Source organism: Micromonospora sp. NBC_01638, from assembly GCF_045209745.1.
Classification (GTDB): Bacteria; Actinomycetota; Actinomycetes; order Mycobacteriales; family Micromonosporaceae; genus Micromonospora.
This window is the reverse complement of sequence record NZ_CP109273.1, coordinates 1660692-1676194: the sequence shown is the minus strand read 5'-3', so window position 1 is coordinate 1676194 and position 15503 is coordinate 1660692. Positions and strand designations below refer to the sequence as shown.

Below are 15503 nucleotides of genomic sequence, written 5' to 3'. Positions count from 1 at the left end.
CGTCACGGTGCCTCCGGCGCTGCCGGGCTACGCTGGCTGATGTGACTTCCCGCGTTCCCGTGCTTTTGTCCAGCTCGTCGGTCTTCCCCGAGCCGACCGCGGCGGCGTTCCAACTGGCCGCGGCACTCGGCTATGACGGCGTCGAGGTGATGGTCTGGACCGACGTGGTCAGCCAGGACGCGGGCGCGCTGCGCGGCCTCTCCACGCACTACGACGTGCCGGTGCTCTCGGTGCACGCGCCCTGCCTGCTGGTCACCCAGCGGGTGTGGAGCCCGGACCCGTGGGAGCGGCTGCGCAGGGCCGGCGAGCTGGCCGAGACGCTGGGGGCGCCGACCGTCGTGGTGCACCCACCGTTCACCTGGCAGCGCGACTACGCGCGCAACTTCGCCGAGGGGTTGGCTACGGTCGCGGACCAGTTCAACGGCCTGCGCTTCGCGGTGGAGAACATGTACCCGGTGCGGATGGCGGGTCGGCAGTTCGTTCCGTACGTGCCGGGTTGGGATCCCACCGACACCGGCTACCCGTCGTACACCCTGGATCTGTCGCACTGCGCGGCCTCGCACAGCGACCCCCTGGAGATGGCCGACCGGATGGGCGCCGGGCTGGCGCACGTGCACCTCGGTGACGGCACCGGCGAGGGCCGCGACGAGCACCTGGTGCCCGGGCGCGGCACCCAACCCTGCGGGGAGCTGCTGTCCTCGCTGGCCGGCCGGGGCTTCACCGGGTCGGTGGCGGTGGAGGTCGCCACCCGGGGCGCGAAGAGCCGCGCGGTGCGCGAGGCGGACCTGCGCGCCGCGCTGGAATTCGCCCGCCAGCACCTGACCGCGCCGTCCCCGATCGACGCCTGACCCGTCCGCCCCGCCCCGCCCCGGGACGGTGGCGGTGGCGGTGGCGGTGGCGGTGTCAGCTGACCGGCGTGAGCGAGTCGGCGCCCGCGGTCGGCTGCGCGGCGACCGTCACCTGCTCGCCGACCGCCGCCCGCTTGCGGGCCCGGTGCGCCGCCACGTGCGAGCGGGTGGCGCAGCGCTCCGAGCAGAACCGCCGGCAGCAGTTGGACGACGTGTCCAGGTAGACGTTGCCGCACCGCTCGTCGGCGCAGACCCCGAACCGGGCGCTGCCGTACTCGCAGAGCCAGACCGACAGCCCCCAGACCGCGCCGGCCAGGTATTCCGCGCTGACCGAGGCGCCCCGGCTGGTCACATGCATGTGCCAGTCGCTGGAGTCGTGCCCGGAGATCCGCGGCTGCACCGGGAACGCCTCGAGCAGCGTGTTCAGCTCGGTGACCGCCTGGGCGTCCCGCCCCGAGGTGCCGTACTCGAAGACGTTGCGCAACCGCTTCTGGGCCCGCCGGAAGATCGCGACGTCCCGGTCCGCGACCTCGTCGCGCATCCAGGCGTTGTCGTCGGGGAAGAGGGCCCGCAGGTCGTCGAGGTCGTCCAGGCGGGCGTTGACCAGGTCAACGCCGGTCCGGGCGTACGCGTCGAAGTTCACGCCCCCAACGGTAGACGACTCATGGGGTGCGCGGCGCGTCGATGTAGTGCGGCAGGAAACGGGCGTAACCGTCGGTGATCAGGCTGGCGCTCTCCCGCACTCCCACCCCGGCTGACTCGCCGTCGACGATCCAGCTGCCCAGCACCATCCGATGACCGTCGAACTGTGGCAACGCCCGGAATTCCTGGTAGCACCAGCCCTCGTCGCCGTAGATCCCCGGGTTGGTGATCTCCTCCTCGGCGGTGACGATGCGTACCGAGCCGCCCTCTCGGCCGAGCAGCGGCTTGGCCACGTACTCCGGCATGCCGCGCGGCGAGTCGAGGTAGGCCGGAAGGAGGAACTCGTGGTCGGGGTAGAGCTCCCAGAGGACCGCGAGCAGCGCCTTGTTGGACAGCAGCAGCTTCCACGCCGGCTCGATCCAGGTGGTCGGGGTGCCCGGCGCCAGCGCCACCGGCCCGTACGGCTCGGCCAGCATCCACTCCCACGGGTAGAGCTTGAAGCAGGTGGTCACCGGGCGGTCGGCGTCGTCGACGAAGCGCCGGCCGTCCCAGCCGATCTCCTGGATCGGGAGCAGTGCGACGTCCAGGCCGGCTTGTCGGGCGGTCTCGGCGAGGTAGCCGGCGGTCATGTGGTCCTCGCCCGACTCCTCCTCGTTCGACCAGAGCACGTGCACCCGAGGATCGTGCAGCCCGGCCCCGATCTTGGCCCAGGCGCCGACCAGCCGCTCGTGCAGGCTGTTCCACTGGTCCAGGTCCGGCCAGGTCTGCTCCAGCCAGTACCACTGGATGATGCTCGCCTCGACAAGCGCGGTCGGGGTGTCCGCGTTGTATTCCAGCATCTTTGGCGGCCAGGTGCCGTCGTAGGCGAGGTCGAAGCGCCCGTAGAGGGTGGGTGGGGCCTCGCGCAGCGACCGGGCCACGGCGTCGGCCGCCCACGCCGGGATGCCGAACTCGGCGTACCGGCGCTGGGCCACCACGTGCTCGGCGGCGGCCACCGACATCCGGTGCAGCTCCTCGGTGGCCTCTTCCAGCCGCAGCACCTCGTCCAGCTCGAAGGCGTACGCGGCGGTCTCGTCCCAGTACGACATGACCCCGCCGTCGGGCAGCTCGGTGTCGACGTAGACCAGCCCCTGGGCCCGGATGGTGGCGTCCCAGTCGGGTCGCGGCGTGACCGTCTCGCGGCGCACCTCAGCCGCCGCAGGAGGCGAGGTGGGTGCCGAACCCGCCGCGCTCGGGCATGGCCGCCGTGGTCGGCTCCGGTGCGGCGCGACCGGCGGCCGTGTCGGGGACCCGCATCGCCAGTGCGACCGTGTCGCCGCCACCGACCGGCCCGAGGGCGCAGTCGTCATCGTCGTCGTCCGAGGTCATGTTGCAGCCGGAGAGGGCGAGCGCGAGAGCGGTGAGCGCGCCGAGCTGCACGGAGGCCGACCGGAGCCGGCGGCGGGGGCGTTGGTCCACGGCATCGTTGTAGCCGATCGTCGCCACCGCCGCCGCCCCGCCCCTGAGCGGGGGCGGCCCGGCCGCCCCTCAGCGGGGCCCCTGGCAGGGGCGATACGCTCGGTTCATGCTCCGTTCCGTCATCCTCGCCGCCTCCCGGTCATCCCAGGTCGAGCGGCTCGTCGCGACCGCCCCGTACACCCGGGACGTCGTTCGCCGGTTCGTCGCCGGCGCTGCCACCGACGACGCGTTGCGCGCGACCCGCGGGCTCGTCGACGATGGTCTCGCGGTCACCCTCGACCACCTCGGTGAGGACACCGTCACCCCCGAGCAGGCCATCGCCACCCGCGATGAATACCTGAAACTGCTGAGGATGCTCGCCGCAGCGGGGCTCACCCCGGCCGCCGAGGTGAGCGTGAAGCTCTCCGCACTCGGCCAGATGTTCGACGAGAAGCTGGCGTACGACAACGCGCGGGCGATCTGCGCGGCGGCCGACGCGGCGGGCACCACGGTCACCCTGGACATGGAGGACCACACCACCACGGACTCGACGCTGGAGGTGCTGGCCAAGCTGCGCAAGGACTTCCCGTCGACCGGCGCTGTGCTCCAGGCGTACCTGCGCCGGACCGAGTCGGACTGCCGGGAGTTGTCCTCGGCCGGGTCGCGGGTGCGGCTGTGCAAGGGCGCGTACAAGGAGCCGGAGTCGGTGGCTTACCAGTCGGCCCGTGAGGTGGACAAGTCCTACGTCCGCTGCATGAACATCCTGATGTCCGGCGACGGCTTCCCGATGCTGGCCACCCACGACCCTCGGCTGATCGCGATCGGCGAGGACCGGGCCCGCTGGTTCGACCGGGGGCCGGAGCGCTTCGAGTTCCAGATGCTCTATGGCATCCGCCCCGAGGAGCAGGCCCGGCTGGTCGGCGAGGGCTACACCGTGCGCACCTACGTCCCGTACGGCGACGAGTGGTACGGCTACCTGATGCGTCGGCTCGCCGAGCGCCCGGCGAACCTGGTCTTCTTCGGCCGTGCCCTGATCTCCAAGAAGTAACCCGAACCCGGTCGGCGGGCCGGCGGTGACCCTGTGGTCCCGCCGGCCCGTTCGCGTATGCGCTTGACGAGCGCTGGCTAATCAGGTTAGCTTTATGGCTATGACAACTAGCCAGGTGCGGCGGAACGGCGGACACATCGCGTACGAGGTGCACGGGGAGGGCCCGCTGGTCGTCCTCTCGCACGGCATGGGTGAGAATCGGGCGAGCTACCGACACCTGGTGCCGTTGCTGGTCGCAGCCGGTCACCGGGTCGCCTCGGTCGACGTTCGGGGCCACGGTGAATCCAGCGTCGGCTGGTCCACGTACGCCCCGGCGGAGGTCGGCGCGGACCTGCTGGCCGTGGTCCGCGACCTCGACGCCGGGCCGGCCGTGCTGGTCGGCAGCTCATCCAGCGCGGCGGCGGTGGTCTTCGCCGCGACCGACGCGCCCGAGCTGGTCGCGGGCATCGTGCAGATCGGCGCGTTCGTCGGTGCGGCGAAGCTCAACCCGCTGATGCGGATGGCGCTGGCGGCCGTGCTCCGCAGCCCCCGCCTGTTCGGGATGTTCCACAAGACGCTGTTCCCGGTGCACCGGCCCGCCGACGACGCCGCGTACCGCCGGTCGATGGTGGCAAAGCTGCGCGAGCCCGGCCGGATGGCCGCGATGCGCGGTGTGGTCCTGCCGGTCGAACCGCACTGGACCGCCCGCGCCCCGCAGGTCCGGCAGCCGGTGCTGATCCTGATGGGCACCAAGGACCCGGACTTCCCCGACCCGGGCGCCGAGGCGCGGGCCGCCCGCCGGCTCTTCCGCACCGCCGAGGCCCGGATGATCGAGGAGTCCGGCCACTACCCCCACGCCGACCGGCCGCAGCGCACCGCCGACGAGCTGCTCGGCTTCCTGGCGGTGTGCACCGGTGCCTAGGGTCGGCCTCAACCAGCAGACCGTCGTGCGGGAGGCGGCCCGGCTGGCCGACGAGGTCGGCTACCGGCAGCTCACCCTCGCCGCGCTCGCCAGCCGGCTCGGCGTCGCGCTGCCCAGCCTCTACAAGCACGTGCGGGGGGCGGACGCGCTGGCGCAGAAGCTCTCCGCCCTGGCCACCGCCGAGCTGGCCACCGAGCTGACCACCGCCGCCGCAGGCCGGGCCGGCGGCGACGCGCTCCGGGCGATGGCCGGCGCCTACCGTGACTACGCCCACCGGCACCCCGGCCGCTACCCCGCGACTCAGCAGGTGCCCGACCCGGCCGACCCGGAGCACATCGAGGCGGGTGAGCGCGCGGTCGGCGCCATCTTCGCGGTGCTGCGCGGCTACGGGCTCACCGGCGACGACGCGGTGGACGCGACCCGGGTGCTGCGCAGTGCCCTGCACGGCTTCATCACCCTGGAGGCCGCAGGCGGCTTCGGCCTGCCCCGCGAGGTCGACCGCTCGTACCACCAACTGGTCGCCAGCATGGACATCTCGTTCCGCTCCTGGCCAAACTCCGACGCGTGAGCCGGCTGGCCGGGCCGATCGGCGCGGGGCGGCTTCGCCCCATCCACCGATTGGTCGTACCCTTCGGCGGGTGACTGACGGGGTGCAGCAGCCAGCACCACGGCGGCTCTGGCCGCTGTGGACGGTGCTCGTGGTGGTCGTCCTGCTGCTGGGCTGCGGCCTGCCGGCGGTGCTCGTCGCGGGAGTGATCCGGGAGAGCGGTGCCCGGTCCACGCTCAGCCGCGCTGGCACCTCGGCGGCCGACGACCCTGCGACGGCGGTGGCCAGAGAGCTGGCCGACCGGATCACTGCCCAGCTCCACCGGCAGTCCGCAGCACTCCTCAGCGGCGACCGCGCCGGTTTCCTCGCCATCGCCGATCCAGCCGCCCACACCGACCTGCGCCGACGCTACGCCGCACTACGCGAGCTCAAGGTGACCGGCTGGCGAGCCGAGCCGAGCGGCCTGCCCGTGCCGATCATCGGCAAGCCCGGCGAGTGGCGCCTCCTGGTGCGCTTCCAGTACTGCTTCGTCACACCGAACTGCCGGCCCAGCCCGGTGCTGATCGGCACCCGCTGGCGGGAGAACGGCGACCAGCCCCGGTTGGTCGCCATGGAGGAATCCAAGTCGGTGGAGACTGGCACCCGACCGTGGGAGATCAGCGACCTGGCCGTCGCGATCGGCGAGCGGACCATCGTCGCCACCACCCCGGCGTTGCGCGGCAAACTGCCCGGCCTGCTCGTCCAGGCCGAAGCGGCGGCCAGGGTCGCCGACGGGTACGCGGTAGCCGGATCGCGGCCGGACCGCTACCGGATCTTCTACGCCGGCCGCACCGAGTGGCAGCGCTGGTACGGCGGCGAGCGACCTGAATGGACCGGCGGTTACGCGGTGACCGTGGGCGGCGGGCACCACGAGGTGGTGCTCAACGCCGACGGGCTCTCCAGCAACGGCACCGACGACCTGCTCCGGCACGAGTTGACCCACGCGGCCTCCCTGCCGGAGCGCGGCTACCCGGGCAAGGACACCTGGTGGCTGGTGGAAGGGCTGGCCGAGTTCGCCGGCGCCGGCGACCAGGCGGTCGACCGGTACGAGGGGATCGCCGAGGTGCGGAAACTGGTCCGGGGCGGTTGGGACGGCAAGTTGGAGGGCATCAACCCCGCCGACGACGCCTCCGCCGAGCGGGTCGGCGGCAGCTACGGCATCGGCTACCTGGCCGTCCGGCACCTCGTCGACAGGTACGGGCCGCTGCGACTGCTCACCTTCTTCAAGACCGTGGTGCACGATCGCAGAACCCTCGACGTGGCTGCGGAGAAGGCGTTCGGCGAGCAGTGGTCGACGCTGCACGACGAGTGCGTCGCGTACGTCCGGGCCGCCGCCGGCTGACGGGCTCGTGGGCGGCACGACGGGGAGCCGTACCATCGGTGGGTGCGCCGCCCCCAGTCGTCGCGGCCCGCGAGCGCCACGCGGCCCCGCCTGCTCATCGCCCTGACCGCCGTCGCCGTCCTCACCGGCACCACCGCCGCGTCGTGCGGGGACGACCAGCCGCCTGTCGCGCTCGCCTCGGCCGCCCGCAACCCGGTCAGCGAGGTCATCGACGCACCCGCGACGGTGACCGCTCGGGCCGCCGCCACCCTGACGGCTCCGGCCGACGGCACCCTGGCCAGCCTGCGCGTCCAACCCGGACAGTTGGTGCAGCGGGGGCAGGTGCTCGCCGTGGTCGATTCGCCCTCCGCCCAGCAGCGCCTCCGTCAGGCCAAGGAGGCGTTGACCGCCGCGAAGCGCGCCGGACGGGGTGTCTCCACCGGCAGCCTGACCAGCAGCCGGCGCGGCACCGACAAGGCAGCCGACGAGGCGTTCGACGCCGCCCGGAAGGCGGCCGAAAAGATCGCCGACCCGCAGCTGCGGGACGCGCTGCTGACCCAGGTGACCTCCGCGCAGCGGCAGTACGCTGCCGCCGCGCGCAGCGCCGACCAGGCCGTCCGCGCCGTGCAGCGGGGGATCAACGGGCTGAGCTCCGCCGTCGGCGCGCTCTCCGCGGCACAACGGCTACAGGCCCAGCAGGCGTACGACCTGGCGAGGGCGACCGTTGACGCGCTGACCCTGCGCGCCCCGATCGGCGGGGTGGTGCAGCCGGGCGGCACCCGGGCCGGCGGCGGCTCGTCCGGTGGCCTCGCGGGGCTGCTGGAGCAGGCCGGTGGGGCCGGCCTCGACCCGTCCGTGCTGACCCCCGGCCAGAACGGACCGCCCGCCGGGGTGGATGACGCGGTCGCGGTCGGCGGTCAGGTCACGGCAGGCACGCCGGTGCTGACCGTGGTGGACACCGGGCAGTTGGGGCTGCTCGCCGAGGTGGACGAGACCGATGTGCTGCTGGTGAAGGCCGGCGTCACCGCCACGGTCGAGTTGGACGCTGTCACCGGTGCCAGCTACGACGCCACGGTCCGTTCGGTGGACGTGCTGCCCACCAGCTCTGCTCAGGGCGGGGTCACCTACCGGGTACGCCTCGCACTGGGCGCCGGGAAGCTGGCTGAGGACGAGCTGGCCCCGAGCCCCCGACCGGGCATGAACGCGATCGTGCACCTGCGGGTACGCGAGGCCGCCGACGCGGTGACCGTCCCCGCCTCGGCGGTGTTCTCCGCCGACGGCCGGGACGTGGTCTGGGTGGTCCGTGACGGCAAGGCCGGCCGGGCAGCCGTCACCGTGGGCGTTCAGGGGTCGGATCTGGTGCAGATCCTCAACGGTGTCCAACCCGGCGACCGGATCGTGGTGCGCGGCACCGACCAGGTGCGCGACGGCCAGGAAGTCCGGTGACCGGCGCCCCGCCGGCGATCGAGGCGGTGGATGTGTCCCGGACTTACCAACTGGACGGGGTGTCCGTCGAGGCGTTGCGCGGGGTGTCGCTGATCGTGCAGCCGGGGGACTACGTGGCGCTGGTCGGCCCGTCCGGCTCGGGCAAGTCCACCCTCATGCATCTCCTCGGCGGGCTGGACCGGCCCACCGGTGGCCGGTTGGTGATCGGCGGGCGGGACGTCAACGCCCTCGCCCCGCCGGAGATGGCGACCCTGCGCAACGAGACGATCGGCTTCGTCTTCCAGGCGTTCCACCTGCTGCCGCGTACCTCGGCGGTGGACAACGTGGCCCTGCCCCTGGTCTACCGGGGTGTGCCGGCCCGGCAGCGTCGGACGCGGGCGGCGGCGATGCTCGGTCGGGTCGGCCTCGGGCATCGCCTGGACCACCGGCCCAACCAGATGTCCGGCGGTGAGCAGCAGCGGGTGGCGATCGCCCGCGCGCTGGTCACCGAGCCGACGGTGCTGCTGGCCGACGAACCCACCGGCAACCTGGACAGCGTCACCGGCGCGGCGGTGCTGGAGCTGTTGGAGCAGTTGAACGCGGAGTCCGGGGTGGCACTGGTGATGGTCACCCACGACCAGGAGGTCGCGGCCCGGGCCCAGCGCCGAATCACTATGCGCGACGGCGTCGTCGTGGCGGACAGCGCCGACCAGTCCTCCTCTCATGATCGACCGCCGTCCGTTGATCACGGTCGACCTGCGACACTGGTCTCCGCTCCCAGCGCGGAGCCCCGGTCCGCGTCCGGAAGCGGCCCGGGGCACCCGTCCGGTGGCTCCGGCGGCGCCGCCGGAGCCACCGGACGCCTTCCGCAGGAGGCCGGGCGGCCCGATACCAACCCGCGCGACGTCGCCCCGGGCGAGGCCGCGCCGGCCAAGGCGGACCCGGGCGAGGCCGCCCCGGGCGAGGCCGCTGCGGCCGAACGGCCCGGAGGCGCGACGTGAGGGTCGCCGAGGCGTGGCGGGTGGCGCTGGACGCCCTACGGGCCAACCGGCTGCGCAGCGGGCTGACCATGCTCGGGGTGATCATCGGGGTGGCCTCGGTGGTCCTGCTGGTGGCCATCGGCACCGGCACCAAACAGAAGGTCGAGCAACAGGTCGAGGGCCTCGGCTCCAACCTGCTGCTGGTCGTGCCCGGCAGGATCGAGGTGGGCAACGCGCCGGTGCTCTCGCCGCTGACCCTGAAGGACGTGGACGCCGTCACCCGCGTGGTCGGCGACCCCGATCGGGTGGCGGTCACCGTCGCCTCCGGGGCGACCGCGCGAGCCGGTGCGCGCTCCGACTTCACCACCGTGCAGGGCGTGCTGGAGACCACCCCGGCGGTGTTCACCCGGTCGCTGGCCCGGGGCCGCTACCTCACCCGCACCGACGTGGACACCAGCCGACGGGTGGCGGTGCTCGGCGACTCGGTGGCCCGTGCGCTCTTCCCCGACCGGGACCCGCTCGGCCAGCAGGTGGCGCTGGCCGGGGTGCGGTTCCGGGTGATCGGTGTCTTCGCGCCGCTCGGGCAGAGCCTCGGCGTCGACCGGGACGACGAGGTGCACGTGCCGGTGACCGCCGCGCAGCGGCTCTGGGGCACCCAGCGGGTGGACGGCATCGCGGTGAAGGCTCCGGATCGGGAACGGATCGAGGAGTTGGGCGAGCGGATCGTGGCCGAGCTGAACCGCCGTCATCCGGACACCGAGTTCAGCGCGGTCACCCAGCAGCAGATCCTCGGCGTACTCGGCGACATCCTCGGCGTCCTGACCGGCGTACTGGCCGCCATCGCCGGCATTTCGTTGCTCGTCGGCGGCGTCGGTGTCTCCAACATCATGCTGGTCAGTGTCCGAGAGCGGACCCGGGAGATCGGGCTGCGCAAGGCCGTCGGCGCGCGTCCCCGCGACATCGGGGTGCAGTTCCTGCTCGAAGCGGTGCTGCTCACCACCATCGGTGGGCTGACCGGGATGGCGCTGGGGGTGGGGACCGCCCTGCTGGTCGACGCGCTGTCGCCGATCCCGGCCGCGATCACCTGGTGGTCGTTGGCGCTCGCCTTCGGCGTGTCGGCGGTGGTGGGCATCGTCTTCGGGGTCGTCCCCGCGCAGCGCGCCGGGCGGCTCGACCCGGTGGTCGCGCTGCGCGCCGAGTGAGCAGCGGCGGAGCAACCGGACGGCGGACGCAGGCGGGCGAAAATGGGGGAACGGATCGGGTGAACCGGCGAGGAGAAACATGATCAGTTGCACGAAGGGATCGCGCCGGTAACAGCCGCCCCGCTACCGTACTGGTAACACGCGCGTCGCTGGCCCGGCCCGGAGCATCCGCCGGGTTGGCACGCGCCGGGCATGGGATGGGTCGGTGAGCCATGGCCGGGTCGCAGTCCGACGGACGGCTGTCGGAGGTCAAGTTCTTGACCGTCGCGGAGGTGGCGACGGTCATGCGGGTGTCGAAGATGACGGTCTATCGCCTGGTGCACAGCGGTGAGCTCACTGCCGTGCGGGTTGGCCGGTCATTCCGGGTGCCCGAGCACGCGGTGCACGAATATCTCCGGGGTGCTTTTCAGGAGACCGCCTGAGCCACCGGACCGCCCTCCGAGTGCCACGTAACCGGCATCGACGGGGGCGCGTTGGTCCGGCTGACGCTCTCCGGCTACCCTGAACCCCGACCGAGACCCCACCGGTGCGTCCCGCCGCCCAGACTGGTCCGGTCCGTTGTCCGTAAGCGGTCGCCGTCGCCACCTGCGTGGTGTCATCCGGTCCGCCCCGCACGTTGTATCGAAAGGCTGTCGTATGGGCTCGGTGGTCAAGAAGCGCCGTAAGCGCATGGCTAAGAAGAAGCACCGCAAGCTGCTGCGCAAGACCCGCGTCCAGCGTCGCCGTCTCGGCAAGTGATCGCCGCCGGGCTCACGGCCCGGCGTTCGGCGTCACTTGCCAAACTGTCGACTCCCGGAGGCTCAGGTGATCAGGCCGTGGTCGTCCCGGCTCGATCCTTCCTGCCTGGGTAGGTGCGTCAGATGACCCCCGGTGGCACCTCAGGTGCTCCGGGGGTCGTCCTCGTCACCGGGGTGGGCCGTTATCTGGGTGCCCACGTGGCGGCCCGACTGGCCGCCGACCCGCGGATCGAACGGGTCATCGGGGTGGACGCGCCGGACTCCGGCACCGAGTTCACCAACCTGCTGGACCGGGTCGAACGGATCCGCGTCGACACCGGTGCGCTCGGTGGCCTCCTCGTCGACCTGGACGTCGACGCGGTGGTGCACCTCGCGCTGGTCAGCTCCCCCGATCCGCAGCACGGTGGCCGGTCGGCCATGAAGGAGCAGAACGTCATCGGCAGCATGCAGATGCTCGCCGCCTGTCAACGTGCGCCCCGGCTGCGCAAGCTCGTGGTCCGCTCGTCGACCGCCGCGTACGGGGTGTCGTTCCGGGACCCGGCGGTCTTCACCGAGGAGACCGAGCCCCGCGAGGTGCCGCGCGGCGGTTTCGGCCGCGACATCCTCGACCTTGAGGGGTACGTCCGCGGCTTCCGGCGCCGCCGGTCCGACGTCACCGCGACGGTGCTGCGCTTCGCCCCGTTCATCGGTTCGACCGCCGACACCACGTTGACCCGCTACTTCGCGCAGCCGTTCGTGCCAACCGTCTTCGGCCGCGACCCTCGTCTGCAGTTCCTGCACTTCGACGACGCGTTGGAGGTGCTGCACCGGTCGATCGTGGAGGACCACCCCGGCACGTACAACGTCGCCGGTCCGGGGGTGTTGTCGCTGTCTCAGGCGATCCGGCGGGCCGGTCGGGTGGCCGTGCCGGTGCTGGAGCCGGGTCTCTCCAATGCCGCCGCGCTGGCCCGCAGCATGGGCTTCGGCCGTTACGGCCTGGACCAGGTCGACCTTTTCGTGCACGGCCGGGTTGTCGACACCACCCGGCTTGAGCAGGAGTACGGCTTCACGCCCCGCTCCACCGCCGAAGCGTTCGAGGACTTCATCCGCGCCCATCACGGCGGGGTGGTGGTCACGCGGGGTCAGCTGGCCGCCGCCGAGCAGCTCGTCCTCGACGGCATCCGGCAGGTCCGCTCGGCAGTGCGGGAGCGGTCGTCGTGAGCGCGAGGAGTGAGCCGGTTTTGCGAGCGCCGCAGTCGCGAACTGAGGTGGCGTCGTGACCGGGCCGGGGGAGGGGCGCGACTCGCAGGGGGTCGGGCGTTTCGACGTACCGCAGAAGCTGCCCGCACCGGACGCGGCGCTGGCGCGGCGCAACGGACATCGACCGGACGCTCAGGCCGCGCCGACCCCGCCTCCGACGCCGACGCGGCCCCTGACGCCGGTCGAGCCGGCGGTGCCGGACCGGCCGGGGGACCCCTGGGACCATAAGGTCGCGAACGGCCTGGCGTTCCTGCGCCGACGGCTCTCCGGCGACTACGAGGTCGACGAGTTCGGCTTCGACCCGGATCTGACCGACGCCGTCTTCCACCCACTGCTGCGGCTGCTCTACCGGGACTGGTTCCGCACCGAGGTCAGTGGGGTGGAGCACGTGCCCGTCGATGGGCCCGCCCTGGTGGTCGGCAACCATTCCGGGACGGTGGCTCTGGACGCGTTGATCCTCTCGGCGGCGCTGCACGACAAGCACCCCGCTCACCGCTACCTACGGCTGCTCGGCGCTGACCTGGTCTTCCGGATGCCGGTGGTCTCCGAGCTCGCCCGCAAGACCGGCGGCACGGTGGCCTGCAACCCGGACGCCGAGCGGCTGCTCGGTGGCGGCGATCTGGTCGGTGTGTTCCCCGAGGGCTTCAAGGGCATCGGCAAGCTCTACGCCAACCGGTACAAGCTGCAACGATTCGGGCGGGGCGGCTTCGTCTCGGCGGCGCTGCGCACCGGCACCCCGATCGTGCCGGTCGCCATCGTCGGCGGCGAGGAGATCTACCCGATGCTCGCCGACATCAAGCCCTTGGCGCGGCTGCTCAAGCTGCCATACTTCCCGGTCACGCCGACCTTCCCGTGGCTCGGCCCGCTGGGCATGGTGCCGCTGCCCAGTAAGTGGCTGATCGAGTTCTGCCCGCCGATCCCCACCGCTCACCTGACCGACTCGGCGGACGACCCGTTGGTGGTCTTCAACCTCGCCGACCAGGTGCGGGAGACCATCCAGCAGACCCTGCACACGCTGTTGGAGCGACGGCCCGACCCCTTCGGCCCCTGAGCGCCTGAGTCAGCCGGCGCGGCGGCGGCGTTGCAGGGCCCGGCCGACGGTGACCGCGCCGGCGACCAGCCCGGCCGCCGCAGTCGACGGTACGGCGATCTTGACCGCCCGACGGCCGGTGCGGAAGTCGCGTACCTCCCAGCCGTGCTGGCGGGCCTGCCGCAGCAGGGAGCCGTCCGGGTTGACGGCCACCGCCCTGCCCACGGCCGAGAGCAGCGGCAGGTCGTTCGTCGAGTCGCTGTAGGCCGCGCAGCGGATCAGGTCGAGCCCTTCCACCGCGGCGAGCTGCGTGACCGCCTCGGCCTTCGCCGGCCCGTGCATCAGGTCACCCACCAACCGCCCGGTGTACGCCCCGTCCACCACCTCGGCCACCGTGCCAATGGCACCGGTCAGGCCGAGCCGGGCGGCGATCACCCGGCCGATCTCCACCGGGGCGGCGCTGACCAGCCAGACCCGCTGACCGGCGTCGAGGTGACGTTGAGCGAGCTGATGGGTGCCGGCCCAGATCCGCGGAGCCATCATCTCGTCGAAGATCTCCTCCGCGAGGCGCTCCACCTCGTCGACCCGCCAGCCCTCGACGAAGGCCAACGCGGCTTCCCTGGCCAGGGACATGTCACCGGCGTGCTCCCGGGCCAGCAGCCGGAACCGGAGCTGCTGCCAGGCGAATCGGGTCAGGTCGGCGGTGGTGAGGTAGTTCCGGGAGGCGAGCCCACGGGCGAACCAGTAGATCGAGGCGCCCTGCATCATCGTGTTGTCCACGTCGAAGAACGCCGCCGCGGTCGGGTCCGGTGCGGGGGCGGCCACCGGGGCCAGGTCGGTCTCCGCCCAGCCGGCGGTGTGCCCGGCGGCGTCAGTGCTGACCGTCACCTTACGGCTGCGCGCCACACGATTCCCTTCCTCACCGGTACGACGGATGCCTCCAGCGAGGGTAGCCGCCGCGTACGGTCGACCGGCCGGGCACAGAACGAACTGTGGCGCGGCCGGTCAAACGTGCGGTATAAGGGCGCGGGGTCAGCGAGCCCCCGGGCAGGTGCTCGGGTCGGGGCCGAGGGCGTCGCTGGTGGTCGGCACCGGCAGGCCGCAGGCGATCGCCGCGCGCAGTGTGTCCGAGCGCTCCCGGATGCTGTCCAGTAGCAGCAGCGACCGCTGGGTCCGCCCCCGGTCGACGTGGGTGCTCCCGTCGAGCAGGGCACTCACCGCCCGGCGTTGGCCGGAGACGAAGATGTTGAGCGTGTCCAGGCTGCCCGACTCGGCCCGCTGCACCGAGGCGGCGGTCAGCAGCCGAACACCCTGCCGGGTGTCGGCGTCCATGTCGTCGAGGACCGCGCTGTATCCGATGCGGTCGCCGCGCAGCTTGGCGGCTTCGCCGACTCGGGTCCGGGCGAAGTCCAGGAAGAGCTGGCCGCGGCTGATGTCCGAGCTGGCCAGAGCGAGTTGAGCCCGTTCGGTCGACCGCTTCATGCCGTACAGCGCGTCGCCGGGCACCGCGTTCTCGCTGGCGGCGGAGATGCCGGAGACGGCGATGGCGCCGGCGGCGATGCCGACCAGGATCGCGCCCCGGGCTCGGGCCCGCCGGGCGGTGGCCGCCGGCAGCAGTCGCCCACGGGCGGTCGTGGTGGCCGGTTCGCTTGCCGCCGGTGCGGTGCCCAGCCCTTCCCGTTCGGCGGTTGCGAGCAGCATCGCCCGCAGGCCGGTACGGAAGTCCGGGTTCACCTCGACAGCCGGTGGGTCGACGCTGAGTTGCTGGCCCACTGCGACGAGCGGCGCGAGTTGACCGTCCACTCGGGAACGCACGTGGTGTCGCCGAGCGCCGTTGGCCTCGTCGAGAAGCTGCGCGAAGCGCTCGGCACGCCGGCGGGAGAAGAGGATGTCGTCCACCGCAGGCACCTCCTCTCGCTGGTCACGGCCGGTCGGCCGCCGTCGTTGCCAGCGACCGGGCGGCAGTGTGACACCACGGAGGTGAGGTGCCGCCGGCGTGCCGGTCGGACCTCGGTGACCCGGGCCTGCCGGGACAACTACCGGTCGCACCCGGAGAAACGCGGCGGACCGGGCACGGGTTACGGGCCTGGCGGGGCGGAAATTACAG

16 protein-coding genes and 1 pseudogene are annotated in these 15503 nt (G+C 72.5%); 12 read left to right on the top strand and 5 right to left on the bottom strand.

Annotation, left to right across the window (positions count from 1 at the left end):
• Positions 1-41 precede the first annotated feature (41 nt).
• The gene (locus tag OG811_RS07875) at positions 42-848 is read left to right on the top strand and encodes a sugar phosphate isomerase/epimerase family protein (protein WP_406073000.1); all 807 of its coding nucleotides are present in this window, start codon (positions 42-44) and stop codon (positions 846-848) included.
• A 55-nt stretch (positions 849-903) separates the two neighbouring features.
• Here OG811_RS07875 and OG811_RS07870 read toward each other — a convergent pair whose 3' ends face one another.
• From OG811_RS07870 to OG811_RS07860, 3 genes are read right to left on the bottom strand one after another with little or no spacing between them, the layout of a single operon-like run.
• The gene (locus OG811_RS07870; RefSeq protein WP_406072999.1) at positions 904-1491 is read right to left on the bottom strand and encodes a CGNR zinc finger domain-containing protein; all 588 of its coding nucleotides are present in this window, start codon (positions 1489-1491) and stop codon (positions 904-906) included.
• A gap of 19 nt (positions 1492-1510) precedes the next feature.
• A complete protein-coding gene (locus OG811_RS07865) occupies positions 1511-2677 on the bottom strand; it encodes a glutathionylspermidine synthase family protein (RefSeq protein WP_406072998.1) in 1167 nt (388 codons plus the stop codon).
• A gap of 1 nt (position 2678) precedes the next feature.
• Entirely contained in the window at positions 2679-2948 is a 270-nt protein-coding gene (locus tag OG811_RS07860) for a hypothetical protein (protein ID WP_406072997.1), read from the bottom strand.
• A 106-nt stretch (positions 2949-3054) separates the two neighbouring features.
• Between OG811_RS07860 and OG811_RS07855 the strand changes: the two genes are divergently transcribed.
• The 11 genes and pseudogenes from OG811_RS07855 (at position 3055) to OG811_RS07805 (ending at position 13417) form a co-directional block, all read left to right on the top strand.
• A complete protein-coding gene (locus OG811_RS07855) occupies positions 3055-3975 on the top strand; it encodes a proline dehydrogenase family protein (RefSeq protein WP_406072996.1) in 921 nt (306 codons plus the stop codon).
• Positions 3976-4075: 100 nt separating this feature from the next.
• Positions 4076-4876, top strand: a complete 801-nt coding sequence (locus tag OG811_RS07850) for an alpha/beta fold hydrolase (protein WP_406072995.1) — start codon at positions 4076-4078, stop codon at positions 4874-4876.
• Positions 4869-5444 (top strand): TetR/AcrR family transcriptional regulator, encoded by a 576-nt coding sequence (locus OG811_RS07845; RefSeq protein WP_406072994.1) that lies wholly within the window; start codon positions 4869-4871, stop codon positions 5442-5444. Before OG811_RS07850 ends, OG811_RS07845 begins: the two co-directional genes overlap by 8 nt.
• Positions 5445-5514: 70 nt before the next feature.
• A complete protein-coding gene (locus OG811_RS07840; protein WP_406072993.1) occupies positions 5515-6804 on the top strand; it encodes a hypothetical protein in 1290 nt (429 codons plus the stop codon).
• Positions 6805-6846: 42 nt separating this feature from the next.
• Positions 6847-8229, top strand: coding sequence for an efflux RND transporter periplasmic adaptor subunit (locus OG811_RS07835; RefSeq protein WP_406072992.1), 1383 nt, complete (start codon positions 6847-6849; stop codon positions 8227-8229).
• Positions 8226-9095: pseudogene (locus tag OG811_RS07830) on the top strand (ABC transporter ATP-binding protein); the annotation flags it as partial. The gene OG811_RS07835 and the pseudogene OG811_RS07830, both read left to right, overlap by 4 nt.
• Positions 9096-9205: 110 nt before the next feature.
• On the top strand, positions 9206-10390 hold the full coding sequence (locus OG811_RS07825) for an ABC transporter permease (protein WP_406072991.1): 1185 nt from the start codon (positions 9206-9208) through the stop codon (positions 10388-10390).
• Positions 10391-10602: 212 nt separating this feature from the next.
• Positions 10603-10812, top strand: coding sequence for a helix-turn-helix domain-containing protein (locus OG811_RS07820; protein ID WP_007465625.1), 210 nt, complete (start codon positions 10603-10605; stop codon positions 10810-10812).
• Positions 10813-11026: 214 nt separating this feature from the next.
• Entirely contained in the window at positions 11027-11128 is a 102-nt protein-coding gene (locus OG811_RS07815) for a 30S ribosomal protein bS22 (RefSeq protein WP_007465623.1), read from the top strand.
• 122 nt (positions 11129-11250) lie between these two features.
• Positions 11251-12327 carry an NAD-dependent epimerase/dehydratase family protein gene (locus tag OG811_RS07810; RefSeq protein WP_406072990.1) on the top strand — a complete coding sequence of 359 codons (1077 nt, stop codon included), beginning with the start codon at positions 11251-11253 and terminating at the stop codon, positions 12325-12327.
• 211 nt (positions 12328-12538) lie between these two features.
• A complete protein-coding gene (locus tag OG811_RS07805; RefSeq protein ID WP_406075583.1) occupies positions 12539-13417 on the top strand; it encodes a lysophospholipid acyltransferase family protein in 879 nt (292 codons plus the stop codon).
• Positions 13418-13426: 9 nt separating this feature from the next.
• Here the strand turns inward: OG811_RS07805 and OG811_RS07800 are convergent, their stop codons facing one another.
• Positions 13427-14332, bottom strand: a complete 906-nt coding sequence (locus tag OG811_RS07800) for an HAD family hydrolase (RefSeq protein WP_406075582.1) — start codon at positions 14330-14332, stop codon at positions 13427-13429.
• A 96-nt stretch (positions 14333-14428) separates the two neighbouring features.
• A complete protein-coding gene (locus OG811_RS07795) occupies positions 14429-15295 on the bottom strand; it encodes a DUF5667 domain-containing protein (RefSeq protein WP_406072989.1) in 867 nt (288 codons plus the stop codon).
• Positions 15296-15503: the final 208 nt, after the last annotated feature.

Bases quoted from the DNA above. Each gene is read 5' to 3' on its own strand.
- OG811_RS07855 (WP_406072996.1), top strand. From the start codon at position 3,055: ATGCTCCGTTCCGTCATCCTCGCCGCCTCCCGGTCATCCCAGGTCGAG.
- OG811_RS07810 (WP_406072990.1), top strand. From the start codon at position 11,251: ATGACCCCCGGTGGCACCTCAGGTGCTCCGGGGGTCGTCCTCGTCACC.
- OG811_RS07815 (WP_007465623.1), top strand. From the start codon at position 11,027: ATGGGCTCGGTGGTCAAGAAGCGCCGTAAGCGCATGGCTAAGAAGAAG.
- OG811_RS07850 (WP_406072995.1), top strand. From the start codon at position 4,076: ATGACAACTAGCCAGGTGCGGCGGAACGGCGGACACATCGCGTACGAG.
- OG811_RS07820 (WP_007465625.1), top strand. From the start codon at position 10,603: ATGGCCGGGTCGCAGTCCGACGGACGGCTGTCGGAGGTCAAGTTCTTG.